General features: G+C 67.7%; 22 protein-coding genes and 1 pseudogene. 15 read left to right on the top strand and 8 right to left on the bottom strand.

The genetic code is table 11. The features are described from left to right. Positions 1-114 precede the first annotated feature (114 nt). A complete protein-coding gene (locus PMI01_RS16195) occupies positions 115-633 on the bottom strand; it encodes a GNAT family N-acetyltransferase (RefSeq protein ID WP_007671134.1) in 519 nt (172 codons plus the stop codon). 141 nt (positions 634-774) lie between these two features. On the opposite strand from PMI01_RS16195, the gene secG reads away from it, so the two are divergent. The 5 genes from secG (at position 775) to eno (ending at position 5952) form a co-directional block, all read left to right on the top strand. Beyond that, positions 775-1332 carry a preprotein translocase subunit SecG gene (secG, locus tag PMI01_RS16190; protein WP_007671132.1) on the top strand — a complete coding sequence of 186 codons (558 nt, stop codon included), beginning with the start codon at positions 775-777 and terminating at the stop codon, positions 1330-1332. A gap of 77 nt (positions 1333-1409) precedes the next feature. Then, the gene (locus PMI01_RS16185; RefSeq protein ID WP_007671129.1) at positions 1410-3062 is read left to right on the top strand and encodes a CTP synthase; all 1653 of its coding nucleotides are present in this window, start codon (positions 1410-1412) and stop codon (positions 3060-3062) included. A gap of 116 nt (positions 3063-3178) precedes the next feature. Further along, positions 3179-3361, top strand: coding sequence for a 50S ribosomal protein L32 (gene rpmF / locus PMI01_RS16180; RefSeq protein WP_007671126.1), 183 nt, complete (start codon positions 3179-3181; stop codon positions 3359-3361). Between the two features lie 185 nt (positions 3362-3546). Beyond that, a complete protein-coding gene (locus PMI01_RS16175) occupies positions 3547-4569 on the top strand; it encodes a retroviral-like aspartic protease family protein (protein WP_007671124.1) in 1023 nt (340 codons plus the stop codon). 102 nt (positions 4570-4671) lie between these two features. After that, entirely contained in the window at positions 4672-5952 is a 1281-nt protein-coding gene (eno, locus tag PMI01_RS16170) for a phosphopyruvate hydratase (protein WP_007671121.1), read from the top strand. Between the two features lie 48 nt (positions 5953-6000). On the opposite strand, the gene PMI01_RS16165 is transcribed toward eno, so the two are convergent. Beyond that, positions 6001-6588, bottom strand: a complete 588-nt coding sequence (locus PMI01_RS16165; protein WP_007671118.1) for a hypothetical protein — start codon at positions 6586-6588, stop codon at positions 6001-6003. A 420-nt stretch (positions 6589-7008) separates the two neighbouring features. On the opposite strand from PMI01_RS16165, the gene PMI01_RS16160 reads away from it, so the two are divergent. From PMI01_RS16160 to lpdA, 7 genes and pseudogenes are all read left to right on the top strand, one after another. Continuing rightward, positions 7009-7305, top strand: a complete 297-nt coding sequence (locus PMI01_RS16160; RefSeq protein ID WP_007671115.1) for an FtsB family cell division protein — start codon at positions 7009-7011, stop codon at positions 7303-7305. Between the two features lie 162 nt (positions 7306-7467). Continuing rightward, positions 7468-8499 carry a pyruvate dehydrogenase (acetyl-transferring) E1 component subunit alpha gene (pdhA, locus tag PMI01_RS16155; protein WP_007671107.1) on the top strand — a complete coding sequence of 344 codons (1032 nt, stop codon included), beginning with the start codon at positions 7468-7470 and terminating at the stop codon, positions 8497-8499. Between the two features lie 14 nt (positions 8500-8513). Further along, positions 8514-9848, top strand: coding sequence for a pyruvate dehydrogenase complex E1 component subunit beta (locus PMI01_RS16150; RefSeq protein ID WP_035036637.1), 1335 nt, complete (start codon positions 8514-8516; stop codon positions 9846-9848). Between the two features lie 409 nt (positions 9849-10257). Beyond that, a pseudogene (locus PMI01_RS27400) lies at positions 10258-10341 on the top strand (aldehyde-activating protein); the annotation flags it as partial. Positions 10342-10353: 12 nt separating this feature from the next. Further along, entirely contained in the window at positions 10354-11643 is a 1290-nt protein-coding gene (locus tag PMI01_RS16140; protein WP_007671098.1) for a pyruvate dehydrogenase complex dihydrolipoamide acetyltransferase, read from the top strand. Positions 11644-11661: 18 nt separating this feature from the next. Beyond that, positions 11662-12138, top strand: coding sequence for a glutathione peroxidase (locus PMI01_RS16135; RefSeq protein WP_007671095.1), 477 nt, complete (start codon positions 11662-11664; stop codon positions 12136-12138). A 91-nt stretch (positions 12139-12229) separates the two neighbouring features. Beyond that, positions 12230-13630, top strand: a complete 1401-nt coding sequence (gene lpdA / locus PMI01_RS16130; RefSeq protein WP_007671092.1) for a dihydrolipoyl dehydrogenase — start codon at positions 12230-12232, stop codon at positions 13628-13630. 76 nt (positions 13631-13706) lie between these two features. On the opposite strand, the gene PMI01_RS16125 is transcribed toward lpdA, so the two are convergent. The 3 genes from PMI01_RS16125 to PMI01_RS16115 form a co-directional block, all read right to left on the bottom strand. Then, positions 13707-14102 (bottom strand): DoxX family protein, encoded by a 396-nt coding sequence (locus tag PMI01_RS16125; protein WP_007671089.1) that lies wholly within the window; start codon positions 14100-14102, stop codon positions 13707-13709. A 35-nt stretch (positions 14103-14137) separates the two neighbouring features. Continuing rightward, entirely contained in the window at positions 14138-15691 is a 1554-nt protein-coding gene (locus PMI01_RS16120; protein WP_007671086.1) for an AMP-binding protein, read from the bottom strand. Between the two features lie 116 nt (positions 15692-15807). Beyond that, positions 15808-16905, bottom strand: a complete 1098-nt coding sequence (locus PMI01_RS16115) for an alpha/beta fold hydrolase (protein ID WP_007671083.1) — start codon at positions 16903-16905, stop codon at positions 15808-15810. 83 nt (positions 16906-16988) lie between these two features. On the opposite strand from PMI01_RS16115, the gene lipA reads away from it, so the two are divergent. Together lipA and PMI01_RS16105 are read left to right on the top strand one after the other, a co-directional pair. Beyond that, complete coding sequence (lipA, locus tag PMI01_RS16110) at positions 16989-17981, top strand: lipoyl synthase (protein ID WP_007671081.1); 993 nt, start codon at positions 16989-16991, stop codon at positions 17979-17981. Between the two features lies 1 nt (position 17982). Beyond that, positions 17983-18444, top strand: a complete 462-nt coding sequence (locus PMI01_RS16105) for a type II toxin-antitoxin system RatA family toxin (RefSeq protein WP_007671073.1) — start codon at positions 17983-17985, stop codon at positions 18442-18444. Here the strand turns inward: PMI01_RS16105 and PMI01_RS16100 are convergent. After that, on the bottom strand, positions 18431-19234 hold the full coding sequence (locus PMI01_RS16100) for an enoyl-CoA hydratase/isomerase (protein ID WP_007671071.1): 804 nt from the start codon (positions 19232-19234) through the stop codon (positions 18431-18433). The two genes, PMI01_RS16105 and PMI01_RS16100, sit on opposite strands and share 14 nt — an antisense overlap. Before the next feature lie 113 nt (positions 19235-19347). Beyond that, positions 19348-20409 (bottom strand): GGDEF domain-containing protein, encoded by a 1062-nt coding sequence (locus PMI01_RS16095; RefSeq protein ID WP_007671068.1) that lies wholly within the window; start codon positions 20407-20409, stop codon positions 19348-19350. Positions 20410-20590: 181 nt separating this feature from the next. Between PMI01_RS16095 and PMI01_RS16090 the strand changes: the two genes are divergently transcribed. Continuing rightward, on the top strand, positions 20591-22048 hold the full coding sequence (locus PMI01_RS16090) for a coniferyl aldehyde dehydrogenase (protein WP_035036631.1): 1458 nt from the start codon (positions 20591-20593) through the stop codon (positions 22046-22048). Positions 22049-22824: 776 nt separating this feature from the next. On the opposite strand, the gene PMI01_RS28210 is transcribed toward PMI01_RS16090, so the two are convergent. Continuing rightward, complete coding sequence (locus tag PMI01_RS28210; RefSeq protein WP_007671062.1) at positions 22825-24816, bottom strand: DEAD/DEAH box helicase; 1992 nt, start codon at positions 24814-24816, stop codon at positions 22825-22827. Positions 24817-24905 lie beyond the last annotated feature (89 nt).

The raw sequence follows: 24905 nt of genomic DNA, 5'->3' as shown, positions 1-24905 counted from the left end.
GAGGCGATCGCGCAGCGATCGGAGGGGGGAGTGATCGGCCGATGACCACCCGGATCAAGGACCCCAAACCTCCCCCCACCGGCCTTCGGCCGCCTCCCCCAAAGGGGGAAGGGCCTAAAAGAGCAACCCGAACAGTCGGCAATCGCGCCGCTCGCCGTCCCGGTCGACATGGCCCTTCAGATAGCCTTCCTGCTCGAAGCCCAGCTTCATCAGCACCTTCTCCGAGCGGATGTCGCCGACATGGGTGCGGGCGATCATCCGCTTGAGGCCCAGGGGCGAGGCGCAGTGGGCCAGCAGGGCGGCGGCGGACTCGGTGGCGTAGCCCTGGCCCCAGCCTTCGCGGGCGATGATGAAGCCCAGCTCACCGCGATGATGGCGCCAGTCCAGGTCGACCAGTTCGCAATAGCCCAGGAAGCGGTTGGTGGCGGTCTCGCGGATGGACCAGTACAGCGCTTCGCGTCGCGCCATCTCGGCCACCTGGGCGGCGACCGTGGCGGCGACCTCGTCGGGATCCTCGATGGCGTCGCGGTCCCAGTGGGCCATCACCTCCGGGTCGCTCATGAAAGGATAGACCAGGGGGGCGTCGTCAACCGTCATCGGCGTCAGGGTAAGGCGTTCGGTCTCGAGGATCATGCGCGCGAAAGGACCTGCGGACGGACTTGAGTGGGGCGGGTTGATCCCCAGCTATGGCGCGGCCCCGTCGCAAGTGATAGAGGGGCCGCTTCGTTTTTCGCGGTGGAATCCTCCGTCGCCCGGATCGAGATCGAATTACACATGCTCATCGGCGTTCTGCTGGCCATCAACATCATCGTTTGCGTCGCCTTGATCATCGTGGTGCTGCTGCAACGCTCCGAGGGCGGCGCCCTGGGCATGGGCGGCGGCGGTGGTGGCGGTTTCATGACCGCGCGCGGCGCCGGTGACCTGCTGACCCGCACGACCTGGATCCTGTTCTCGGTCTTCCTGCTGATCAGCCTGACCCTGACGATCCTCACCGGCCGGATGGGCGGCGGCGGTTCGGTCGTCGATCGCCTGAAGCTCGACGGCCTGGACACCAAGACCCTGAACGCGCCGGCCCTGCCGCTGCCGACCGCGCCGGGCGCGGTCCAGACTCCGGCCGCGACCACGCCGTCGCAAGCCCCGTCGACGGCCGCTCCGGCCACGATCGAGGCCCCGACGCCGCGCATCAGCGCCCCGACCCCGACCGTCTCGGCCCCCAAGCCGGCCGCTCAGGTCATCAAGGTTCCGGCCCAGCCGGTCGCCAAGGCCCCCGCGGCTGCTCCGGTTCCAGTGATCAACACCCCGCCGGTGACCTCGGAAAAGCCGGCCCAATAAGGGTCGGCCGTATTTTACTGTTGATGAACGGCGGTCTTTTCGCCGCTGACCCCGAATCGCGGCTAATCTGATCGCCCATGACCCGGTACATTTTCATCACCGGCGGCGTGGTTTCCTCATTGGGAAAAGGCCTCGCCTCCGCAGCGCTCGGAGCGCTCCTTCAGGCTCGTGGCTACAAGGTCCGCCTTCGTAAGCTCGACCCCTATCTCAACGTCGATCCAGGCACGATGAGCCCGTATCAGCACGGCGAGGTGTTCGTCACCGACGACGGGGCCGAGACCGATCTGGACCTCGGGCACTACGAGCGGTTCACCGGGGTGTCGGCCACCAAGGCCGACAACATCACCACCGGCCAGATCTACAAGACGATCATCGAGAAGGAACGCCGCGGCGACTATCTGGGCGCGACCGTCCAGGTGATCCCGCACGTCACCAACGAGATCAAGGACTTCGTCCTGTCGCCGGCGCTGGACGAGACCGGCGAGAAGCCGGTCGACTTCGTGCTGGTCGAGATCGGCGGCACGGTCGGCGACATCGAGGGCCTGCCGTTCTTCGAGGCGATCCGCCAACTGCGTCAGGACCTGCCGCGCGGCCAGAGCTGCTACGTGCACCTGACCCTGCTGCCGTTCATCAAGACGGCCGGCGAGATGAAGACCAAGCCGACCCAGCACTCGGTCAAGGAACTGCGCTCGATCGGCATCCAGCCGGACATCCTGCTGTGCCGCTGCGAGCAGGAGATTCCGGTCGAGGAAAAGCGCAAGATCGCCCAGTTCTGCAACGTGCGGCCCAGCGCGGTGATCCAGGCGATGGACTCGTCTTCGATCTACGCGGTGCCGATCGACTACCACCACGAAGGCCTCGACGCCGAGGTGCTGGACGTGTTCGGCATGAGCGACGCGCCCAAGCCCGACCTGTCGCGCTGGGAAGCCATCGACCAGACCGTCAACCACCCCGACGGCGAAGTGACCATCGCCGTGGTCGGCAAGTACACCGTCCTGAAGGACGCCTATAAGTCGCTGATCGAGGCCCTGCACCACGGCGGCCTGGCCAACAAGGTCAAGGTCAACCTGGACTGGGTCGAGAGCGAGACCTTCGAGGGCGATCCCGGCGCGGCCGCGGCCCGCCTGGAGAACGCCCACGCCATCATGGTGCCCGGCGGCTTCGGCGAGCGGGGGGCGGAGGGCAAGATCCGCGCCGCCCAGTTCGCCCGCGAACGCAAGGTGCCCTATTTCGGCATCTGTTTCGGCATGCAGATGGCGGTGATCGAGACGCTGCGGAACGTGGCGGGCATCAAGGACGCCTCGTCCAGCGAGTTCGGCCCCACCGAGCGTCCCGTGGTCGGCATCATGACCGAGTGGATCAAGGGCAACGAGACCGTCCAGCGGCGCGTCGGCGACGACCTGGGCGGCACCATGCGCCTGGGGGCCTTCGACGCCGTCCTGACGCCGGGCAGCAAGGTGGCCTCGATCTATGGCGACACGGCCATCAGCGAGCGCCACAGGCACCGCTACGAGGTCAATATCGGCTACGCCCACCGGATGGAGGAGTCCGGCCTGAAGCTGACCGGTCGCTCGCCCGACGGCGTGCTGCCCGAAATCGTCGAGCGCGAGGACCATCCGTGGTTCATCGGCGTGCAGTTCCACCCGGAACTGAAGAGCCGCCCGTTCGCCCCGCACCCGCTGTTCGCCAGCTTCATCGCGGCGGCGAAAGAGCAGGGCAGGCTCGTCTAACAAGCCCGGTTGCATCCTCGGGGAGTTTCAGGCATAAGCGCGCCCTCACACGGCGGCCTGGGTGTTCCCCGAGTCGCCGTCTCCAGTTTTCAAGCTCAGCGAGCAGAGTCACTTCGATGGCCGTTCCCAAAAGAAAAACTTCGCCTTCTCGCCGGAACATGCGCCGGTCGCACCACGCCCTGGGCGCCAACTCCTTCGTGGAAGACAAGGACTCGGGCGAACTGCGTCGCCCGCACCACGTCGACCTGAAGACCGGTCTGTACAACGGCAAGCAGATCCTGACGCCGAAGGAAGACTAGTCCTCACGCATCCTCCCGCCCAGGCGGGACGATGTGATGAAGTCTGAAAGGCGGCGGTCTCCGGACCGCCGCCTTTTCGCTTTTCCGATCCCCGCGACGAACCGCTTCTCCTGTGCGACCAGCGACATGGATTTCGACATCGCGTTCGAAAAACCATGTTATCTTGACAGCAGGGAGAACCGCCCATGCTCACACGCCGAAACATCACGGCGGGACTGGGATTGTCGCTGATGGCCGAGCAGGCCTGGGCTCGATCCACGACGCCCCCGATCCCCTTGGGGACACCGCCGCTCCAGACGCCGCCGCCCGTGGCCGATTCGCCTGGCGCGCGCCTTCCCACGCCGGATGTACCGCCGACCCTCTTCCTCGACACCGCCCTGGACGCGGCCGACCGCATGACGGTCGAGGTGCTGATCAACGGGCAGGGGCCCTTCAACTTCGTCGTCGATTCGGGAGCCGACCGCAGCGCGCTGTCGGCGCCGCTGGCCGCGCGCCTCGGCCTGGAGCCTGGGCCCGACGTCCTGCTGCACGGCGTCGGCGGCTCGGCCATCACGCCCACGGTCAAGGTCGCCCTGCTGGCGGCCGGCGAATCCAAGTTGAGGAACGCGGAACTGCCCGTCCTGGCGGCCGACCGGCTGGGAGCGGACGGTCTGTTGGGCGTCGATATCCTGGACGGCCGCAGCGTGGTCATGGACTTCCGTCGTCGCCGGCTGGAGGTTCGCCGCAGCAACGAGTTCGGCGAGGCCTTTCGCGGCGCACGGGAGGTCTCGGTGCTGGCCGACGCGCGGTTCGGCCGGTTGGCGATCGTCAACGCCCGGGTCAGCGGCGTGCGCTGCGTGGCGTTCATCGACTCCGGCTCAGGCGCCAGCATCGGCAACATGGCGCTGGCCGAGGCCATCAAGCTGAGGGTGCGCCGCAAACCCGAGCCGAGCATGGCCATCCGGATGATCGGCGCGGCGGGCGAGGCGACGCTCGGTGAAATCAGGATCGTCCGTTCGGTGGAACTGGGCGACGTGCGGATGACCAACCTGCCGCTGATCCTGGCCGACCTGCACATCTTCGACGTCTGGGACCTCACCAGCCGGCCGGCCGTGCTGCTGGGCGTCGACGTGCTGAAGATGTTCGCCCGGGTCGAGCTGGATTTCGGAGCCGAGCGGGTGAAGTTCCGTCTGGGCAAGGGTTGGGAGCCGCCCGTCCTCCAGGCCTGATCCCGGATAGAACGCACGTTCGTTCGCGCGATGACGGCCCGCGCCGGTTGCGGTGGCTGGCCCGCGCCGCTAAGGGGAAGCGCCTTTTGAAAGGGAGCTCCCATGACCGAGATCGTCGACATCATCGCCCGCGAAATCCTCGATAGCCGCGGCAATCCGACGGTCGAGGTCGATGTCGTCCTCGAGGACGGGGCCTTCGGCCGCGCCGCGGTGCCGTCGGGCGCCTCGACCGGCGCCCACGAGGCGGTCGAAAAGCGCGATGGCGACAAGGGCCGCTACGGCGGCAAGGGCGTCCGGGCGGCGGTGGACGCGGTCAACGGCGAACTGTTCGACGCCCTGTCGGGCGTTGACGCCGAGGACCAGCGCCGCATCGACAACCTGATGATCGCCCTCGACGGCACGCCCAACAAGAGCCGCCTGGGCGCCAACGCCATCCTCGGCGTGTCGCTGGCCACGGCGAAGGCCGCCGCCGAGTCGGCCGGCCTGCCGCTCTACAAATATGTCGGCGGCGTCAGCGCCCGCGTCCTGCCGGTGCCGATGATGAACATCATCAACGGCGGCGCCCACGCCGACAATCCGATCGACATCCAGGAATTCATGATCCTGCCGACCGGCGCCCCGACCTTCGCCGAGGCCCTGCGCATGGGCGCCGAGATCTTCCACGGCCTGAAGAAGGCCTTGAAGGACGCCGGCCACAACACCAACGTCGGCGACGAGGGCGGCTTCGCTCCCAATATCGGGTCGGCCGAAGACGCCCTGGCCTTCATCGTCAAGGCCGGTGAAGCGGCGGGCTACAAGGCGGGGGACGACTTCGTCCTGGGCCTGGACGTCGCCGCCACCGAGTTCTTCAAGAACGGCAAGTACGAGCTGGAAGGCGAGGGCAAGAGCCTGGACCCGTCGCAGATGGTCGACTACCTGGCCGGCTTGGCCGACAAGTTCCCGATCCTGTCGATCGAAGACGGCATGTCGGAAGACGACTTCGAGGGCTGGAAGCTGCTGACCGACAGGCTCGGCAAGAAGGTGCAACTGGTCGGCGACGACCTGTTCGTCACCAACCCCAAGCGCCTGCAGATCGGCCTGGACAAGGGCCTGGCCAACTCGATCCTGATCAAGGTCAACCAGATCGGCACCTTGTCGGAGACCATCGACGCCGTCGATCTGGCCCACCGCGCCGCCTATACCAGCGTCATGAGCCACCGCTCGGGCGAGACCGAGGACTCGACCATCGCCGACCTGGCGGTGGCCCTGAACTGCGGTCAGATCAAGACCGGTTCGCTGGCCCGTTCGGACCGGCTGGCCAAGTACAACCAGCTGCTGCGCATCGAGGAAGCCCTCGACGACCAGGCGGTCTATGCCGGCCGCGCGGTCCTCAAGGGCCGATGACCTTCCGCGGCGGGCGGCGCGGTCATCGCGCTGTCCGCCGTGTACGGACTAGCCTTGTGTCAGCTGGGCGTGCTTGCGGACATAGTCCAGCGGCGCGTCCTTCTTCATCACCATGTAGCCGGTGAGCGCGCGATAGGTCGGATCGCCCACCGAGGCGCCGTCGGCGGCGGCGCCCTGGCCCGACACCTCGTCCGTGGTCGGCATCACCGGTCGACCCGGCAGATCGATGTCGCCCAGGACCAGATCCTTGGTGTCGCCGGACTTCAGCCGCCAGCCGCAGGTCTCGAACCGCTCCAGCCGCTCGGGCGCGAAGGCCTGGGTCAGCAGCATCAGCTTCATCGAGCCGATCGCGGCGGTTTCGGCCTGGCCCATGGCGCGAACCTTCTGTTGCGACAGAGCGCGGCCGTAGGTGATCCAGCGATCCTCGCCTTCCCACAGCGTGCGGAAGATCGAGGCGTTCATGGGAATGATCAGGCCGCCGCCGAAGTCCAGCTTGGGCGGATCGCCCTTGATCATGTTCGGGCCGCCCTTGCGTCCCTTGACGATCCCGCTGTCGGGCTCGGGCGACCTGGCCAAGGCGCCGCCGCCGGCCGCCAGGACGGCAAGTGACAGGATCAGGCCTCGACGATCGTGCATGGGGTTTCTCCTCGACCTATGCGGTAGTCGTGCCGCGCGACCATGGCAATTGTCTGGCCAAGCTCCAGGGCGGGCCAGGGGAGGAGAGGGAAGGCGGCGTTTCGGTCGCCTCTTTCGTTTCCGGTCACCGCGATTCTGCCGTTCTTCGCGCCAATCGTCCATTTTGGAGGCGCCCGGCGCCAAGGCTCGACAACAATTTTTCTAAAAGCGAAAAACACCAGGCGCCGCGTCGCCGCGAAAATCGCCGCGAAACGGCCGTTTAGATGCTGCGACGCGGTATCTAGATGCCGCTGAAACCATCTCAAATGAAAGCGTTAGGGAACTGCTTTCGACATCTTGCCTCGACCGACGCAAACCGCCCGTTTAGTAAGGCGTTAAGCATGATCGGGCAGAGTAAACTTCCCCTCCTGGGAATCACTGATGTTCGCCCGACTGCAACCCTTCCTGCCGACCGCGGCGCTGCTTCTGCTGATCACCTACTTCGTGTTTCACGCCCTGACGGGCGAACGCGGGCTGTTATCGACGTCGCAGCGCAACGCAGATCTTGCCGCCAAGACGCTGGAGTTGAAGAAGATCCGTGCCGAAAGGATGGACCTGGAGGCCCGCGCTCGTCTATTACGCAGCGGCAGTTTGTCGGCGGACCTCCTGGAAGAACGCGCGCGTTCCCTCCTGGGATATGCCGACCCCAAGGACTATGTGATCCGCACCCAGCGCTGAGGCGCTGGTTGGATCCGGAACTTGCGGACCTGCCAGCGGGCCAGGCGAACCTGTTCCGTTTCGGGTTTGACAACGGGCCCCCATCTACGCGGAACCGAGGTTCATTCGGCCGGTGGGCGTTCAGGAGTAGGGCCGCGATGAAGATTGGCCAGGGAGAGTTGAATGGCGCGTACGCGCAAGGGTGAAGCCCCCGCGGGGAAGGCTGACGCCACCGGTGTCAACGCCTTCGTCGGCAAGGACGAGCTTCTGAAATTCTACCAGGACATGCTGCTGATCCGCCGCTTCGAGGAGCGTGCCGGCCAGCTGTACGGCATGGGCCTGATCGGCGGCTTCTGCCACCTCTACATCGGCCAGGAAGCCATCGCCGTCGGCATGCAGTCGATCAAGGTCAAGGGCGACCAGATCATCACCGGCTACCGTGACCACGGCCATATGCTGGCCGCCGGCATGGATCCGAAGGAAGTCATGGCCGAGCTGACCGGCCGCGCGGGTGGTTCCTCGCACGGCAAGGGCGGCTCGATGCACATGTTCGACATCGAGACCGGCTTCTACGGCGGTCACGGCATCGTCGGCGCCCAGGTGTCGCTCGGCACCGGCCTGGCGCTGAATAACCACTATCGCGGCAACGGCAACGTCGCCTTCGCCTATTTCGGCGACGGCGCGGCCAACCAGGGCCAGGTCTACGAGAGCTTCAACATGGCCCAGCTGTGGAAGCTGCCGGTCGTGTACGTGATCGAGAACAACCAGTACGCCATGGGCACCAGCGTCGAGCGTTCGGCGTCGGAAACCGCCTTCCACAAGCGCGGCGTCTCGTTCCGGATTCCGGGCGAGGAAGTCGACGGCATGGACGTGACGGCCGTCGCCGAGGCCGGCGCCCGCGCCGCCGAGCACGCCCGCAGCGGCCAGGGTCCGTTCATCCTCGAGATGAAGACCTATCGCTATCGCGGCCACTCGATGTCCGACCCGGCCAAGTACCGCACCAAGGACGAGGTCGATAACGTCAAGCAGACCCGCGACCCGATCGACCACCTGAAGGAACGCCTGGCCGCCATCGGCGTCACCGAGGACGACCTGAAGGGCATCGACGCCGAGGTGAAGCGCATCGTCGCCGAAGCCGCCGAATTCGCCCGCACCAGCCCCGAGCCGGATCCCTCCGAACTCTACACCGACGTATACCTGGAGGCCGCCCAGTGAGCGTGGACATCCTCATGCCCGCCCTCTCTCCGACCATGGAAGAGGGCACCCTGGCCAAATGGCTGGTAAAAGAGGGCGATACCGTCAAGGCCGGCGACGTGATCGCCGAGATCGAGACGGACAAGGCGACGATGGAAGTCGAAGCCGTCGATGAAGGCGTCATCGAAGCCCTGCTGATCGCCGCCGGCTCCGAGAACGTCAAGGTCAACACGCCGATCGCGCGCCTGTCCGGTGAAGACAGCGCCGCGCCGTCCGCTCCGGCTCCGGCCGCCGAACCGGTGGTCCAGGCTCCGGTCGTCGCGGCTGCTCCGGCCCCGATCTCGGCCGCCTCGACCTTCGCTGATCCGGAGATCCCGGCCGGCACGCCGATGAAGAAGATCACCGTGCGCGACGCCCTGCGTGACGCCATGGCCGAGGAGATGCGCCGCGACGACAAGGTGTTCCTGATGGGCGAGGAAGTCGCCCAGTACCAGGGCGCCTACAAGGTCAGCCGCGACCTGCTGCAGGAGTTCGGCGACAAGCGCGTCATCGACACCCCGATCACCGAGCACGGCTTCGCCGGCCTCGGCGTCGGCGCGGCGATGGCCGGCCTGAAGCCGATCGTCGAGTTCATGACCTGGAACTTCGCCATGCAGGCGATCGACCAGATCATCAACTCGGCCGCCAAGACGCTCTACATGTCCGGTGGCCAGATCAAGTCGTCGATCGTGTTCCGCGGCCCTAACGGTGCCGCCTCGCGGGTCGGCGCCCAGCACAGCCAGGACTACGCGGCCTGGTATGGCAACGTCCCCGGCCTGAAGGTCATCGCGCCCTACGACGCGGCCGACGCCAAGGGCCTGATGAAGGCCGCCATCCGCGACCCGAACCCGATCGTCTTCCTCGAACACGAGATGATGTACGGCCACGAGTTCGACATCCCGGACGTCGAGGACTGGGTGGTGCCGATCGGCAAGGCCAAGGTCCGTCGCCCGGGCAAGGACGTCACCATCGCCACCTATTCGCGGATGGTCGGCTTCGCGCTGCAAGCCGCCGAAGAGCTGGCCAAGGAAGGCATCGAGGCTGAGGTCGTCGACCTGCGCACGATCCGTCCGATGGACCACGCCACCATCCTGGAAAGCGTCAAGAAGACCAACCGTCTCGTGACCGTCGAGGAAGGCTGGGGCCCGATGGGCGTCGGCGCTGAGATCGTCGCCCGCATCACCGAGTTCGGCTTCGACTATCTCGACGCCCCGCCGCTGCGGGTCCACCAGGAAGACGTGCCGCTGCCCTATGCGGCCAACCTGGAAGCCCTGTCGCTGCCGTCGGTCGCCAAGATCGTCAAGGCGGCCAAGACGGTCTGCTACCGTTGATCGCCCGGCCCGCTCGCCTAGGCCCTGGCCTGTGTGAGCGGGCAGGGAGGCGTCCATGACCCAGACCCTCAACGGCTCCTGTTACTGCGGCGCGGTGCACGTGCAACTCGATCCCGGCAGGCCGGTGGGCGAACTGCCCTTGCGGGTCTGCCAATGCGGGTTCTGCCGTCGGCACGGGGCGCGGTACACCAGCGATCCGACGGGGTGGTTGCACGTCACCGCCGCGCCGGGCGCGCTGCGGCGCTATCGGTTCAGTCGACAGACGGCGGATTTCCTGATTTGCCAGGAATGCGCCTGCTATGTCGCCGCGATGATCGAGGACGAGGGCCAAGCCTACGCCACCCTCAACGTCGTGGGGACGAATTTGCCGGGGTTCGACGGTCGCGAAGGCGAGCCGCTGGACTATGAAGACGAAACGAACGAACAACGCCTTGCCCGTCGCAAGGCTCGCTGGACGCCGACCACTTTGGTCGAAGCCGTCCCGAACGCTTGAGGAAGAAGCTCAATGTCGATCGACATCCTGATGCCCGCCCTGTCGCCCACCATGGAGGAGGGGACCCTCGCCAAGTGGCACGTCAAGGTCGGCGACACCGTCAAGGCCGGCGACGTGATCGCCGAGATCGAGACCGACAAGGCGACCATGGAAGTGGAAGCCGTCGATGAAGGCGTGATCGAAGCCATCCTGGTCGAGGCCGGGACCGAGAACGTCAAGGTCAACGCCCTGATCGCCAAGCTGGCCGGCGAGGGCGAGAGCCCCGCGCCCCCGCCTTCAAAGGATGCGCCGGCCAAGGCCGCCCCGGCCGCGGAAGCGCCCCAGGCCACTGCGGCTCCGGTTCCCGCCGCCGCCCCGGCTTCCGTGGCCGCCGTTCCGACCGGCGACCGAGTGTTCGCATCGCCCCTGGCCCGCCGCCTGGCCTCGGCCGCCGGTCTGGACCTGAAGGCCATTCCCGGCTCGGGTCCGCACGGCCGGGTGGTCAAGGCCGACGTCGAAGCCGCCGGCAAGGGCGGTGTCGCCGCGCCGAAGGCCGCGCCCGCCGCCTCGGCCCCGACGGCCGCCGCCGAACCCCGCAAGGTGCTGTCGCTGGAGCAGATGGGCATCCCCGCCGGCTCCTACGACCTCGTGCCGCTGGACGGCATGCGCAAGACCATCGCCCGCCGTCTGACCGACAGCTTCCGCGACGTGCCGCACTTCCCGCTGACGATCGATCTGGAGATCGACGCCCTGCTGGCCGCCCGCGCCAAGATCAACCACCTGCTGGAAGGCCAGGGCGTGAAGGTGTCGGTCAACGACATCATCATCAAGGCCGTGGCCGTGGCCCTCAAGCGCGTGCCGGAGGCCAACGCCTCCTACACGCCGGAAGGCATCGCGATGCACCACCACGCCGACATCGCCGTGGCGGTGGCCATCGACGGCGGCCTGATCACCCCGATCGTCCGCGCCGCCGAGACCAAGGGCCTGGCCCAGATCTCGGCCGAGGTGAAGGACCTGGCGGCCCGCGCCAAGACCAAGAAGCTGAAGCCCGAGGAATTCCAGGGCGGCACCTTCTCGGTCTCCAACCTGGGCATGTTCGGCATCAAGGCCTTCGCCTCGATCATCAACGAGCCGCAGGGCGCGATCATGAGCGTCGGAGCCGGCGAACAGCGTCCAGTCGTCAAGAACGGCGAACTGGCCGTGGCCACGGTGATGACCATCACCCTGACCTGCGACCACCGCGTGGTCGACGGCGCGATCGGGGCCAAGTTCCTGGCCGCCTTCAAGCCGCTGATCGAAGAGCCTCTGACCCTGCTGGTTTAATCCGAAAGGGTGGGCTCGATGTCCGTCTACGACTACTCCGCCAAGACGCTGGACGGCCAGGACACGAGCCTGGCCGACTATCGCGGCCAGGTGCTGCTGATCGTCAACACGGCCAGCAAGTGCGGTTTCACCCCACAATACGAGGGGCTGGAGACACTGTACCGGGACTACAAGGACAAGGGCTTCACGGTCCTGGCCTTCCCCTGCAACCAGTTCGGGGCGCAGGAACCCGGGAACGCCGAGGAGATCGCGAACTTCTGTTCGCTGACCTACGACGTGACTTTTCCGGTCCTGGCCAAGATCGACGTCAACGGCCCTTCGGCCCATCCGCTCTACGCCTATCTGAAGCATGAGCAGAAGGGCGTCCTGGGCACCGAGGGCATCAAGTGGAACTTCACCAAGTTCCTGATCGGCCGTGACGGCGAGGTGGTCGAACGCTTCGCCCCGACCACCAAGCCCGAAGACCTGAAGCTCGCCGTTGAGGCGCTGCTGTAACGCATTGAAGTCCCATGGGACCGGCTTGCAGGCTGGTCGATCGACGCCGACGGCTCCCCCCGAACGGCGTCCAAGCTAGGGTAAGAAGACCATGTCCACGGAATTCGACGTCGTCGTCATCGGGGCCGGCCCCGGCGGCTATGTGGCCGCGATCCGCGCCAGCCAACTGGGCCTGAAGACGGCGATCATCGAGCGCGAAGCGCTGGGCGGCATCTGCCTCAACTGGGGCTGTATCCCCACCAAGGCGCTGCTGAAGTCCGGCGAGATCTTCGAGCAGCTGTCGCACCTGGGCGGCTACGGCCTGTCGGTCGAGAAGCCGTCCTTCGACTTCGCCAAGATCATCGACCGCTCGCGCGGCGTGGCCAAGACCATGTCGAACGGCATCGCCTTCCTGATGAAGAAGCACAAGATCGAGGTCGTCGAGGGCGAGGCCAAGCTCGAAAAGGGCAGCCCGTCGCCCAAGGTCGTCGTGGCCCTGAAGGCGGGCGGCAGCCGGACCATCCAGGCCAAGAGCGTGATCCTGGCCAGCGGCGCCCGGGCCCGCGACATTCCGGCGATCGGCGCGGTCTCGGACGGCGACAAGATCTGGACCTATCGTGACGCCCTGGCCCCCAAGGCCATGCCCAAGTCGCTGGTGGTCATCGGCTCGGGCGCCATCGGCATCGAGTTCGCCAGCTTCTACCGCGCCCTGGGCGCCGAGGTGACCGTCGTCGAGGCCGTCGATCGCATCATGCCGGTCGAGGACGCCGAGGTCTCCAAGGCCGCCCAGAAGGCCTTCGAGAAGCGCGGGATCACCTTCCGCATCGGGGCCAAGGTGACCAAGGTCGAGAAGACCAAGGACGGCGTCTCGGTGGCCGTCGAGGTCGGCGGCAAGGCCGAGACCCTGACCGCCGCGGTGTGCATCGTCGCGGTCGGTATCGCGCCCAATACCGAGGGGCTGGACGCCATCGGCCTGAACATGGACCGCGGCCACGTGGTCACCGGCAAGCACGGCGAGACCAACGTCCCGGGCCTCTACGCCATCGGCGACGCCGCCGGCCCGCCCTGGCTGGCCCACAAGGCCAGCCACGAGGGCATCCATGCGGCCGAGCACATCGCCGGCTACAAGACCCCGGCCGTCAACTCGCCGATCCCGGGCTGCACCTACGCCAACCCGCAGGTCGCCTCGGTCGGCCTGACCGAGGCCGCCGCCAAGGCCGCCGGCATCGACGTCAAGGCCGGCCGCTTCCCGTTCAAGGTCAACGGCAAGGCCGTGGCGGCGGGCGAGACCGAGGGCTTCGTCAAGACGGTGTTCGACGGCAAGACCGGCGCCCTGATCGGCGCCCACATGATCGGCCACGAGGTCACCGAGATGATCCAGGGCTTCGTCACGGCGATCACCCTGGAAGCCACCGAGGAAGACCTGCACGGCATCGTCTACGCCCACCCGACCATGTCGGAAGCCATGCACGAGGCCGCGCTCGACGCCTACGGGCGCGTGCTGCACATCTAGGTTCGGCGCTCAGGATACGAGAAGGGCGGCGCTCGGTTCGAGCGCCGCCCTTTTTGTTGTCCGCTCCGGCGAAACGCTAGGGCCGCTTGCGCAGCTGGGCGTCGACGCTCCACTCGCCTGGCCCGGCGAACACCAGGTACAGGAACAGGAAGCAGTAGAGCACCGCCGGCTCGCCCATGTTCATGGCCGGATAGAAGCCTTGCGGCGCGTGGGCCAGGAAATAGGCCACGGCCATCTGGCCCGACAGGATGAAGGCCACGGGCCGGGTGAACAGGCCCAGGGCGATCAGGCCGCCGCCGACGATCTCCAGCCAGGCGGCCACGACCAGCATGGTCGGCAGGGGATCTGGCGCGCCCGGCTGTGGGCCGGGGAAGTGGAAGATCTTCATCAGGCCGTGCTCCATGAAGAGCAGGGCGGCGACGATACGCAACAGGCTGAGCACCCGCGGCGCCCACACGTTCAATCTTTCCATCAGTCCCCTCCGTTTACGCCGTTACGCCATCCCCGTCATGCGGCCCGGGCGTCCTGGTCGGCCATCCGCTGGATGGCGACATAGTCGGTCTTGCCGCTGCCCAGCACTGGCACTTCCGTGACCTTGAGGATCTTGCGCGGCACCGCCAATTCGGGCGCGCCGATGCTTTGCGCATGGGCGACCAGCGAGGTGACGGCGGCGTTCTGGCAGTCGGTGACCAGAACCAGCTTCTCGCCCTTCTTCTTGTCGGGCATCGAGATCACCGCGTGGCGACCGTCGGGCCAGACCGCCGAGGCTAGGTCCTCGGCGGCGGTCAGCGAGACCATCTCGCCGGCGATCTTGGCGAAGCGCTTCACCCGGCCCTTGATGGTGATCCACAGATCGTCGGTCATGGTGACGACGTCGCCGGTGTCGTGCCAGCCGCCCTCGGGGGCGTCGACGCCGCCGTCCTCGCGCAGGTAGCCCGACATGATGTTGGGACCGCGCACCAGCAGGCGGCCGCCCCCGGAGATGCCTTCGACCGGCTCGATGCGCCATTCCTGGCCCGGCAGCAGGCCGCCGACCGTGCCCCGACGGTTGTCTTCGGGCTTGTTGACCGCGATGACCGGCGACGCCTCGGTGGCGCCGTAGCCTTCGAGCACCGGCACCGGGCCGAACTTTTCGGCGATGAGGTTGTGGGTCTCTTCCCGAACCTTTTCAGCGCCACAGACGATAAACCTCAGGCCCGAAAGCTCGTCGCTCTCGGAGGCGCGGGCGTACTGGTTGACGAAGGTGTCGGTGGCCAGCAGCACCGAGGCGCCCGTGTCCTTCAGCAGCGCCGGGATCTGCTTGATATGCAGCGGCGAGGGGTACTGGAAGGCCTTCATGCCGGTCAGGATCGGTAGGATCACCCCGCCGGTCAGGCCAAAGCAGTGGAACACCGGCAGGGGGTTGAAGAACACCCAGCTGGGATCGAGTTCGATATGGGTCGCGATCTGCGCGGCGTTCGACACCAGGTTGGCCTGGCTTAGCACCACGCCGCGCGGCGCGCCGAAGCTGCCCGAGGTGAAGAGGACAACGCCCTTGTCCGAGGGCTTGGCGTGATGGCGAAAGCGGCGGGGGAAGGCGCCGGCGGCGGCGGCGAACAGCTTGTCGCCAAGGCCGATGGTGGCCCGAACGTCTTCGAGATAGGTGATCGTCGCCTTCTCCTCGAGGGCGTCGACGATGTCGTGCAGCTTGCCCAGTTCGATGAACTTGTGGGCGGTCAGCACGCGCTTGACCCCGGCCAGCTCGCAGGCGGCGCGCAGGTTCCGCAGGCCGGCCGTGAAGTTCAGCATGGTCGGCACCCGGCCGAAGGCGTGCAGGGCGAAGAAGGTCACCACCGCCCCGGCGCCGGACGGCAGCAGCACGCCGACATGCTCGCCGGGCTTGGTCATGGCCGCGATCTTGCGGCCCAGGGCGAAGCTGGCGCGGACCAGGTCGGTGTAGCTGAGCGGATTGCGGTCCTGGTCTTCCAGGATCAGCTTCTTGGCCCCGTACTTGTCACGGGCGTCAAGCAGGGCGTCGAAGAGGGCCTTCTGGCCGTCCCGAGCGTCAAAAACTACCGGCATGCCGGCGAAACCTCCCAGAAGCGCGACGTCGCGCCCTCTTGTGATTGAAGCTGGAGCCTAGCGACCGAGCGTGGCTTTGCAACACCCGTTACGTGCGCGTCACCGCACCGGTCTTTCTAAAATGCGCTCGAACCCTTGTCGTTCAAGGCCTGGGCGATGGGGAGGCCAGGGCGGGCGCGCAGGGCGTCGTCCACGGCGTCGAGCCACGGGGCGCGCACCGAATCCGTCTCCAGGTGCAGGGCATGGCGCGCCTTGGGGTAGCGGGTCTCGATGCAATGGGGCAGGGCGGCGCAGACGGTCCGTCGCGGTGCGTCCAGGGCTCTGACGTCCTCGCCGGGGTCGAGCATCACGACGGGCGTCTGGACGCGTTTCAGGTCGCGCCCCACGGCGTCGACGGCGTCGTAGAAGGCCGCGTACCAGGCCAGGCTGGGCGCGCCCATGCGCAGGTCGGGGTTGGCCAGTTCCCAGGCCGGCTGCACGCCGCCCCGGGCCCTGTCGTGGGTCAGCCTGGCGTCGAAGGCGTCCGGCCCCTCGCGCTTCCATCCCGCCTGTCCCGGATAGCGGACGAAACCCAGTTTCAGGCTCCTGGCCCAGCGGGCGATGCGGATGAGCTCGCCCTTGGCGCGGGGCAGGTCGGCGATGTCGAAATTGGGCGACGACAGGATGGCGGTGTCGGCCTGCAAACCCTCCTCCAGCGCCCGCAGCGCCACCAGGCCGCCGTCGGCGTGGCCCAGGACCACGAACGGGTCGCGACCACCCCCCGGACTGGAATGGGGCCGGATGACCGCCTTGACCATCGCCTTGACGGTCGTGACGTCGGGCGAGAGGCTGGTCGCGTGGCCCAGGTCGCGCCAGGGGCCGGTCCGCTCCGAGCCGCCCTGGCCCTGGCGTTCGAGAATCCACACGGTGTAGCCGCGGTCGTTAAGGTTCCGGGCCGTCTCGAACCAGCCTTCCGCCGACTCGCCGTAGCCCGGCAGGATCAGCAGTTGGCCGCGCGGCGCGCCTTGGGGCGCGGAGACGCCGTAGCGCTGCACCGCCTCGTCGCCGACCCGCACATAGCCCCAGGCCCAGCCCGGCGGCGGCTGGAAACGCACCGCCAGCGACGGCGGCGTCCGGCTCTCGGCGAAGGGCGCGCGGACGGCCTCGTCTCCGCAGGAGACGAGCGGCAAGGCCAGCAGGCAGGCCCAAGTTTGAACGGGGAGGCGACGACGCATTCCAGGCAGTCATTTCGCGCCTTTGGCCCCGATGCAAGAACGCATGCTTGATCCGGAGGCCAAGAAGTCCGATCTAGGCCGTTATGGTCACCCTGATCGACACGCTGAAGGCCCGCGTTCCCGAGGAGCGCGCCGCCCGTCACCCCGAAAAGCAGAACCGCCCCGATACGCCGGTGCTGCGCAAACCCGACTGGCTGCGCGTCCGCGCCCCGGGGTCGCCGGGCTACAACGAAACCCGCAACATCGTCCGCGACCACAAGCTGACCACGGTCTGCGAAGAGGCGGCCTGTCCCAACATCGGCGAGTGCTGGAGCCAGAAGCACGCGACCATGATGATCATGGGCGAGATCTGCACGCGGGCCTGCGCCTTCTGCAACGTCTCCACCGGCCTGCCCAACGCCCTGGACGCCGACGAGCCGCGCCGCGTCGCCGAGGCCGTCGCCAAGATGGGCCTCAAGCACGTGGTCATCACCTCGGTGGACCGCGACGACCTGGCCGACGGCGGGGCCGATCACTTCGCGCAAGTGGTCCTGGCCATCCGCGCCGCCGCGCCGGGCACGACCATCGAGATCCTGACCCCCGACTTCCTGCGCAAGGACCGGGCCGAGAACGTGGTGATCGACGCCCGCCCGGACGTCTTCAACCACAACCTCGAGACCGTGCCGCGGCTCTATCTGAAGATCCGTCCCGGCGCCCGCTATTACCACTCCCTGCGCCTGCTCGAGCGGGTCAAGGAGCGCGACCCCACCCAGTTCACCAAGTCCGGCCTGATGGTCGGTCTGGGCGAGACCAAGGAGGAGGTCATGCAGGTGATGGACGACATGCGCTCGGCCGGCGTCGATTTCATCACCATCGGCCAGTACCTGCAGCCGACCCGCAAGCACGCCGCCATCGACCGCTTCGTGACCCCCGACGAGTTCAAGGCCTATGAGGCCATCGCCCGGGCCAAGGGCTTCCTGATGGTCTCGGCCAGCCCGCTGACCCGCTCGTCGCACCACGCCGGCGAGGATTTCGCCAAGCTGGCGGCGGCCCGCAAGGCCTTGGACGCCAAATCCTCGGGTCTCAAGGCGCTCTAGCTTGCACCGTCACGTCGTCACCCGGGTGCTGCCCTATGCGCCCGAGCAACTGTTCACCCTGGTCGGCGACGTCGAGGCCTATCCGTCGTTCGTGCCGTGGATCACGGCCATGCGCACCTGGAACGGCCGGGTCGACGGCCCGGTCAGCACGGTCGACGCCGAGGCCCAGGTCGGCTTTTCGTTCCTGCGCGAAAAGTTCGCCACCCGCGTGCGACGCGACGCGGCGGCCCTGACCGTCGATGTCAGCCTGCTGTATGGACCCTTCAAGCGGCTGTCCAATCAGTGGAGGTTTTCACCTCATGCGACTGGAACCACTGTTGAATTCGTCATCAACTTCGCCTTCAAGTCGCGCGTGCTCGACGCCTTGCTGGCCGCCAATCTGGATCGCGCGGCCAATACGCTGATCGGCTGTTTCGAGGCCCGCGCCGCGGCGATCCATGGGGCGACGTCTACCGTCCCTTGAAAGCCGCGGGGCGCTTCTGCAGGAACGCCCCGACTCCCTCGATGAAATCGTCGGTCTTGCCGGCCGCTTTCTGGGCGTGGCGCTCGGCGTTGAGCTGGCCCACCCAGTCGGCGTCGAGGCTGTTCCAGACCAGCTTGCGGATCGCCGACAGGGCGGCGGGGCCGGCGGCCAGTTCTTTGGCGATGGCGGTGGCGGTCGGCAGCAGCTCGGCGTCGGGCACGCAGCGATTGACCAGGCCCCAGTTCAGCGCCGTGGCGGCCGGGATCTTGTCGCCCAGCAGCATCATCTCCATGGCCCGCGCCTTGCCCACCAGGCGAGGCAGCAGGTAGGTCGAGCCGCCGTCGGGCACCAGGCCGATGCGACGGAAGGCCTGCAGGAAATAGGCGCTTTCGGCGGCCACCACGATGTCGCCCAGCAGGGCCAGCGAGCAACCGATTCCGGCCGCGGGACCGTTGACGGCGGTGACGATCGGCAGCGGGAAGTCGCGCAGCAGGCTGACCAGCGGGTTGTAGGTGCTCTCCAGCGCCGAACCGGCGTCGGGCTTGCCGTCGACATCGGCCTCGCGTCCCGCCGCGCCGCCGCCCGACAGGTTGGCGCCCGAGCAGAAGCCTCGGCCTTCGCCGGTCATGACCACCGCGCGGGCCGCGACCTTGCCGGCCGCGACCGAAGCGAAGGCGTGGGCCAGTTCGCGCGCCATTTCGAGGCTGGCGGCGTTCAGGGTGGTGGGGTCGGCGAGGGTAATGACAGCCACGCCGTCGGCGGCGTCCAGCCGGATCTTCTCGTAGGTCATGGCGTCCTCCCAGGCTTGTCGCTCTTGCCGGAGTCTAGGCGCGACTAACCTTGGGGAACACCAGAGCCTTTCTCTGGGAGAGGCGTAAAAACTTCGACCGGGCCCGCGCGGGATCAGGCGGCGTTGGCGGATTCCGGCTTGCTCTCGGCGGCGGTGACGCGGTTGCGGCCGCCACGCTTGGACGTGTAGAGCGCCGCGTCGGCCCGTTCCATGACCGAGTGGCCGGTCTCGCCCGCGCGACGTTCGGCGAAGCCCGACGAGATGGTGATCGCGCCCAGGTCCTCGTTGGTCGAGCGGCGCTTGAGCATCCGCGACGACACCTCGACGCGGATCTCTTCCAGGGTGCCGGCGACGATGGCCGCCGATTCCCGCGGGAAGATCATCGCGAACTCCTCGCCGCCGTAGCGGGCGGCGAAGCGCGGCGGGGCGGCGACCCGGCCGATGACGCTGGCGACGTAGCGGATGACCTGGTCGCCGGTCTGGTGGCCCCAGGTGTCGTTGAAACCCTTGAAGTGGTCGATGTCGAGCACGGCCAGGCAGATGGTCGTGCCGGCTTCGTCGGCCTCGCTGCAGGCGCGGTCGAGCTCTTCGTCGAAGGCCTTGCGGTTGGCCAGGTTGGTCAGGCCGTCGGTCGTGGCGTCGCGGCGGACCTGTTCCAGGTGCTCGCGCAGGCGATCGACCTCGGCGGTCGATTCCGCCAGCCGGGTCTCCAGCGACTTGTTTTCCTTCTGGACCCGGCGCGTGGCCTCGGTCAGGCCGCTGACGACGGCCTTGATCTTGCTGACGTCGTCCGAACCGTCGAGTTCCTTGGTCGCGCCCGACAGGGTCTTGCCGTAGGCGGCGTTGGACTTCTGGGCGTTCTGGATGGCCTTGGAGACCGATTCCAGTTCCTTGCTCAGCAGGTCGCCGGCGTCGCGGATCTGTTCGTTCAGCTTGGCCTTGGGCAGGTAGGCGGCGGCCAGTTCCTCGCTGAGCAGCTCGGTGAGCGGCTCGCCCAGCGAGATCAGGCGGGTCAGTTCGCGGGCCAGGGCGCCGTCGGGGTCGGCGACGTAGTGGGTCCACAGCTCGAAGTTCAGCGCGGTCGGCCACACCTGGTGGCGCTCCATCAGCGCCAGGGCGCGACCGGCGATCTTGTAGGCTTCCGGGCCGCGCAGCGTGGTTTCGACGTCCGACATGTCTCAATTCCCCCAGTAGCGTCGCATCCGCCCCGGACACGCGCTTGGTGCCGGCATCTAAGCCGAAGAGTTCAAACGAGCCGTTAAGAACGAACGACGTTCGCTTGCGTGTTTCGTCGGGCGCAAGCATTGTTAACAGTGATAAGATGAGCCTGCGGGCCGTTTGGGAGGAATTTTGACCGTGAATGCGCCCGCCAATCTCGACCTTGAATCGCATAAGGCCTCGCTCCTGCAGGTGTTGGAGCGGCAGAAGGCCGCACACCTGCGACATGGCGCCCCGACGGCGGAACGTCGCATCGAGTGGCTGGACCGTTGCATCGGCCTGCTGGTCGACCACCAGGTCGAGATCGCCGACGCTCTGAACGCCGATTTCGGCGCGCGGTCGAAGGACGCCACGGGCCTGACCGACATCGCCGGCTCGATCGGCCCGCTGAAATACGCCAAGGAGAACCTGGCCAGGTGGATGCGCCCGGAGAAGCGCAAGACCACGCCGGCCATCCTTGGCCTGTTCGGGGCCAAGGCCGAGGTTCAGTACCAGCCCAAGGGCGTGGTCGGGGTGATCAGCCCGTGGAACTTCCCGGTCAACCTGACCTTCGCGCCCCTGGCGGGCGTGCTGGCGGCCGGCAACCGCGCGATGATCAAGCCCTCGGAATTCACCCCCGTGACGTCCGAGCTGATGAAGGCGATGTTCGCCAAGGCCTTCACCGAGGAAGAGATCGCGGTCGTCACCGGCGGTCCGGACGTGGGCCAGGCCTTCACCAGCCTGCCGTTCGACCACCTGATCTTCACCGGCGCGACCTCGGTGGCCCGCCACGTGATGCGGGCGGCGGCCGAGAACCTGGTGCCCGTCACCCTGGAGCTGGGCGGCAAGAGCCCGGTGATCCTGTCGCGCGGCGTCGACATGGCCACGGCGGCGGCGCGGATCATGAACGGCAAGACCCTGAACGCCGGCCAGATCTGCCTGGCGCCGGACTATGTGCTGGCCCCGGCCGACCAGATCGACGCCTTCGTCGCCGAGGCCAAGGCGGCCGTCGGGCGGACCTTCCCGACCCTGAAGGACAATCCCGACTACACCGCCGTGGTCGCCCAGCGGCACTACGACCGGATCAAGGGCCATGTGGACGACGCCCGGGCCAAGGGCGCGACGATCGTCGAGATCAACCCGGCCGGCGAGGGCCTGAGCCAGCAGGAACACCGCAAGATCGCCCCGACCCTGATCCTCAACCCCACCGACGACATGACGGTGATGCAGGACGAGATCTTCGGTCCGGTGTTGCCGGTGAAGACCTATCAGGAGGTCGAGGAGGCGGTGGATTACATCAACGCCCATGACCGGCCGCTGGGGCTCTACTGGTTCGGGACCGACACGGCCGAACGCGACATGGTGCTGACCCGCACCACCAGCGGCGGCGTCACGGTCAATGACGTGGTCTTCCACGTCGCCCAGGAAGACCTGCCGTTCGGCGGCGTGGGGCCGGCCGGCATGGGCAGCTATCATGGCCGCGACGGTTTCATGGAGTTCAGTCACAAGAAGGCGGTGTTCCACCAGCTGAAGAAGGACATCGCGCCGATGCTGGCCCTGCGGCCGCCGTATGGCGCGGCGATCCGCAAGTACCTGGCGGGGCAGATCAAGAAGTAGGGCGGGTGGGGCGATGACTTGCCCCCTACGGGCCGCTTCGCGGCCGTCTTCCCCCATAGGGGGAAGAGTTTCGCGCTTCCGGCTCCGCCCCCAATGGGGGCGGACAGACCGCGAAGCGGTCAGGTGGGGGCAAGGGAGTGTGATCTCACGCGGAATTCCGCTGAGCTGCTGGGGAGGGTGCGAAGCGCCCGGGCTCCGCCCGGAGGGTTTTGCGTTTTGAATACCGTTTCGACGAAGACGAGCGCTTCGCGTGGCCTTCTTCCAGGAGCCTTCGGATCGCGGATTTTTAACCCGCTCCGATAGAGGCCCCCGGCGGGCAGGGCGTTGGCGCTCCCTGGACCGTGCGGGCGATTTCAGCCCCCACCTGCCGCGTCCGCCGATCCTTCGCCGCCAGGGCTTCGTCCCGTGTTGCAGGGAACCCGACCTGGACCGCCGCGAAGGCTGTCACCCAAGACCTCGGCGAGCGCTTCCCGCTCGACCACCCCTGACAGCCGTCTCAGTCGCCGGCCGGACGCCCTTCCCGTGCCGTCAGGTGCGAGCAGTATGGGGCGGTCCGGAAGGGTGAGAACCAAATCGGGTCGAGAAAGTTCAGGGCGTTGAAATCGCACCACTTTGTGCGCCATCCGCCGAGCATCGACGCTTGCTGACGGGGACGCACGCATGCGTTCGTCCCCAACCGCATCCCAAACTTCTCCCCATGGGAGAGGGGCTGAGGGCCATACGAAAACGCCCGCCGCTCCAGTCTGGAGGGCGGGCGTGATCGTGAGCGCTGGAACCTAGTCCTCGGTGTCGCTGGCCGGGGCCAGGCGCGGCGGGGCGCGCATCAGGAAGGCGGGGGTTTCGTTGCCGAAACCGACCACGCGGCGGTCGTCGTCGTCCTCGCGGCCCCGGATCGGCTGGACGCCGCGCACCGGGAGCGGCGCGCCGCGCACAGGGGCGCGTTCGGGTTCGCCGCGCGGCGCCGGCGCGCGCTCGGCCTCGACGCGGGGCTGTTCGCTACGCTCGGGGCGCCGATCACGGTCACGGTCACGGCCGCGCTCGCGGCGGGGCCGCTCACCGTCACGTTCAGGACGCGGCGCACGTTCGGCCTCGACCTGCGGCTGTTCGGCTTCGGCGCGCGGCTGTTCGGCACGCTCCGGGCGACGATCGCGGTCACGGCCACGTTCGCGACCCCGTTCACGGCCCGGACGTTCGCCTTCGGCGCGCTCCGGACGCGGGGCGCGTTCGGCCTCGACCTGCGGCTGCGCGTCGGCGGCGTCTTCGACGCGCGGCTGACGCCCGCGATCCCGCGACGAGCCGCCACGGTCGCGACGGCCCTTCTCGGCGACCGGCGCGGCGGCGGCGACGGGCGCTTCGGCCTCAACCGTATCGGCGACGATGGCGCCGGCCTTCTCGCCACGCGGCTTGCGCACGCGGGCCGGACGCTTGGCGGGCTCGTCGCCCGTCACGGTCGCCGCGACCGGCGGGGCGGGAACGCCGGAGATCGCGGCCTCGAAATTGGCGGCGGCGACATCCGAGGGCTCGGTCGGCGCGCGGTTGCGGTCACGATCGCGACCCCGTTCGCCGCCGCGCGGCGCGCGGTCACGACCGCCACCACGCTTGTCGCCTTCGCGACGCACGGTCACGGCGCCCGAATAGTCGAGGTCGAGCTTCTCTTCCTGCGGGGCCGAGCCGATCAGCTTGACCACCTTGTCGAAGCCCTTGTCGTCGGCCGGGGTGACCAGCATGTAGGCGATGCCCGAACGGCCGGCCCGGCCGGTGCGGCCGATGCGGTGCACGTAGTCGTCGGCGTGGTGCGGGACGTCGTAGTTGAAGACGTGGCTGACGGCCGGAATATCCAGGCCGCGCGCGGCGACGTCGGAGGCCACCAGGATCTTCAGCGAGCCGTCGCGGAAGGCCGCCAGGGTCTTCATGCGCTGGCTCTGGTCCAGGTCGCCGTGGATGGCGGCGGCGTCGAAGCCGTGGCTCTTCAGCGACTTGGCGACGACATCGACTTCGGTCTTGCGGTTGCAGAACACGATGCCGGTCTCGATCTGGGCCTTCTCGATCAGCGCGCGCAGCGCCAGGCGCTTGGCCTTGGGATCGGAGGAAGGGACCTTGACCATCAGCTGGGTGATGTTCTCGTTGGTGGTGGCCGGGCGCGAGGCCTCGATCCGCACCGGATCGCGCAGGAACTGCTTGGTCAGGCGGGTGATTTCCGGCGGCATGGTCGCCGAGAAGAACAGGGTCTGCTTCTTCGGCGGCGTCATCTTGAAGATGCGCTCGATGTCGGGGATGAAGCCCATGTCCAGCATGCGGTCGGCTTCATCGACGACCATGATCTGCACGCCGGTCATCAGCAGGCCGCCGCGTTCGAAGTGGTCGAGCAGGCGGCCCGGGGTGGCGATCAGCACGTCGACGCCGCGGTCCAGCTTCTTGACCTGGTCGCCGAACGACACGCCGCCGATCAGCAGGGCCCAGGACAGCTTGGTGCCCTTGGCGTACTTCTCGAAGCTGGAAGCGACCTGGTCGGCCAGTTCGCGGGTCGGGGCGATGACCAGGGCCCGGGGCATGCGCGCCTTGGCGCGGCCCGAGGCCAGCTTGTCGATCATCGGCAGGGTGAAGGCGGCGGTCTTGCCGGTGCCGGTCTGGGCGATGCCCAGCACGTCCTGGCCGGCCAGGGCCACGGGAATGGCGGCGGCCTGGATCGGGGTGGCCGTCGTATAGCCGGTGTCGGCGACCGCCTGGAGGGTCGTGGGCGAAAGCCCGAGTTCGGAAAATTCTGTCATGTCACGCTGGTCTGAAGTCCGGAGCCGCCCGTGTTTGGGCGAACGGGCGGCGCGGATTCGCCAAGCCTGCTCCAGAAGCTGGGGATAAA

The organism is Caulobacter sp. AP07, from assembly GCF_000281955.1.
GTDB lineage: Bacteria > Pseudomonadota > Alphaproteobacteria > Caulobacterales > Caulobacteraceae > Caulobacter.
This window is presented reverse-complemented; position numbering and strand designations above follow the sequence as displayed.

Bases quoted from the DNA above. Each gene is read 5' to 3' on its own strand.
- PMI01_RS16160 (WP_007671115.1), top strand. From the start codon at position 7,009: ATGTTCGCCCGACTGCAACCCTTCCTGCCGACCGCGGCGCTGCTTCTG.
- PMI01_RS16165 (WP_007671118.1), bottom strand. From the start codon at position 6,588: ATGCACGATCGTCGAGGCCTGATCCTGTCACTTGCCGTCCTGGCGGCC.
- PMI01_RS16195 (WP_007671134.1), bottom strand. From the start codon at position 633: ATGATCCTCGAGACCGAACGCCTTACCCTGACGCCGATGACGGTTGAC.
- lipA (WP_007671081.1), top strand. From the start codon at position 16,989: ATGGTCACCCTGATCGACACGCTGAAGGCCCGCGTTCCCGAGGAGCGC.
- eno (WP_007671121.1), top strand. From the start codon at position 4,672: ATGACCGAGATCGTCGACATCATCGCCCGCGAAATCCTCGATAGCCGC.
- PMI01_RS16150 (WP_035036637.1), top strand. From the start codon at position 8,514: ATGCCCGCCCTCTCTCCGACCATGGAAGAGGGCACCCTGGCCAAATGG.
- PMI01_RS28210 (WP_007671062.1), bottom strand. From the start codon at position 24,816: ATGACAGAATTTTCCGAACTCGGGCTTTCGCCCACGACCCTCCAGGCG.
- secG (WP_007671132.1), top strand. From the start codon at position 775: ATGCTCATCGGCGTTCTGCTGGCCATCAACATCATCGTTTGCGTCGCC.
- PMI01_RS16100 (WP_007671071.1), bottom strand. From the start codon at position 19,234: ATGACCTACGAGAAGATCCGGCTGGACGCCGCCGACGGCGTGGCTGTC.
- PMI01_RS16125 (WP_007671089.1), bottom strand. From the start codon at position 14,102: ATGGAAAGATTGAACGTGTGGGCGCCGCGGGTGCTCAGCCTGTTGCGT.
- rpmF (WP_007671126.1), top strand. From the start codon at position 3,179: ATGGCCGTTCCCAAAAGAAAAACTTCGCCTTCTCGCCGGAACATGCGC.
- PMI01_RS16140 (WP_007671098.1), top strand. From the start codon at position 10,354: ATGTCGATCGACATCCTGATGCCCGCCCTGTCGCCCACCATGGAGGAG.
- PMI01_RS16175 (WP_007671124.1), top strand. From the start codon at position 3,547: ATGCTCACACGCCGAAACATCACGGCGGGACTGGGATTGTCGCTGATG.
- PMI01_RS16115 (WP_007671083.1), bottom strand. From the start codon at position 16,905: ATGCGTCGTCGCCTCCCCGTTCAAACTTGGGCCTGCCTGCTGGCCTTG.
- PMI01_RS16185 (WP_007671129.1), top strand. From the start codon at position 1,410: ATGACCCGGTACATTTTCATCACCGGCGGCGTGGTTTCCTCATTGGGA.
- PMI01_RS16135 (WP_007671095.1), top strand. From the start codon at position 11,662: ATGTCCGTCTACGACTACTCCGCCAAGACGCTGGACGGCCAGGACACG.
- PMI01_RS16095 (WP_007671068.1), bottom strand. From the start codon at position 20,409: ATGTCGGACGTCGAAACCACGCTGCGCGGCCCGGAAGCCTACAAGATC.
- lpdA (WP_007671092.1), top strand. From the start codon at position 12,230: ATGTCCACGGAATTCGACGTCGTCGTCATCGGGGCCGGCCCCGGCGGC.
- PMI01_RS16120 (WP_007671086.1), bottom strand. From the start codon at position 15,691: ATGCCGGTAGTTTTTGACGCTCGGGACGGCCAGAAGGCCCTCTTCGAC.
- pdhA (WP_007671107.1), top strand. From the start codon at position 7,468: ATGGCGCGTACGCGCAAGGGTGAAGCCCCCGCGGGGAAGGCTGACGCC.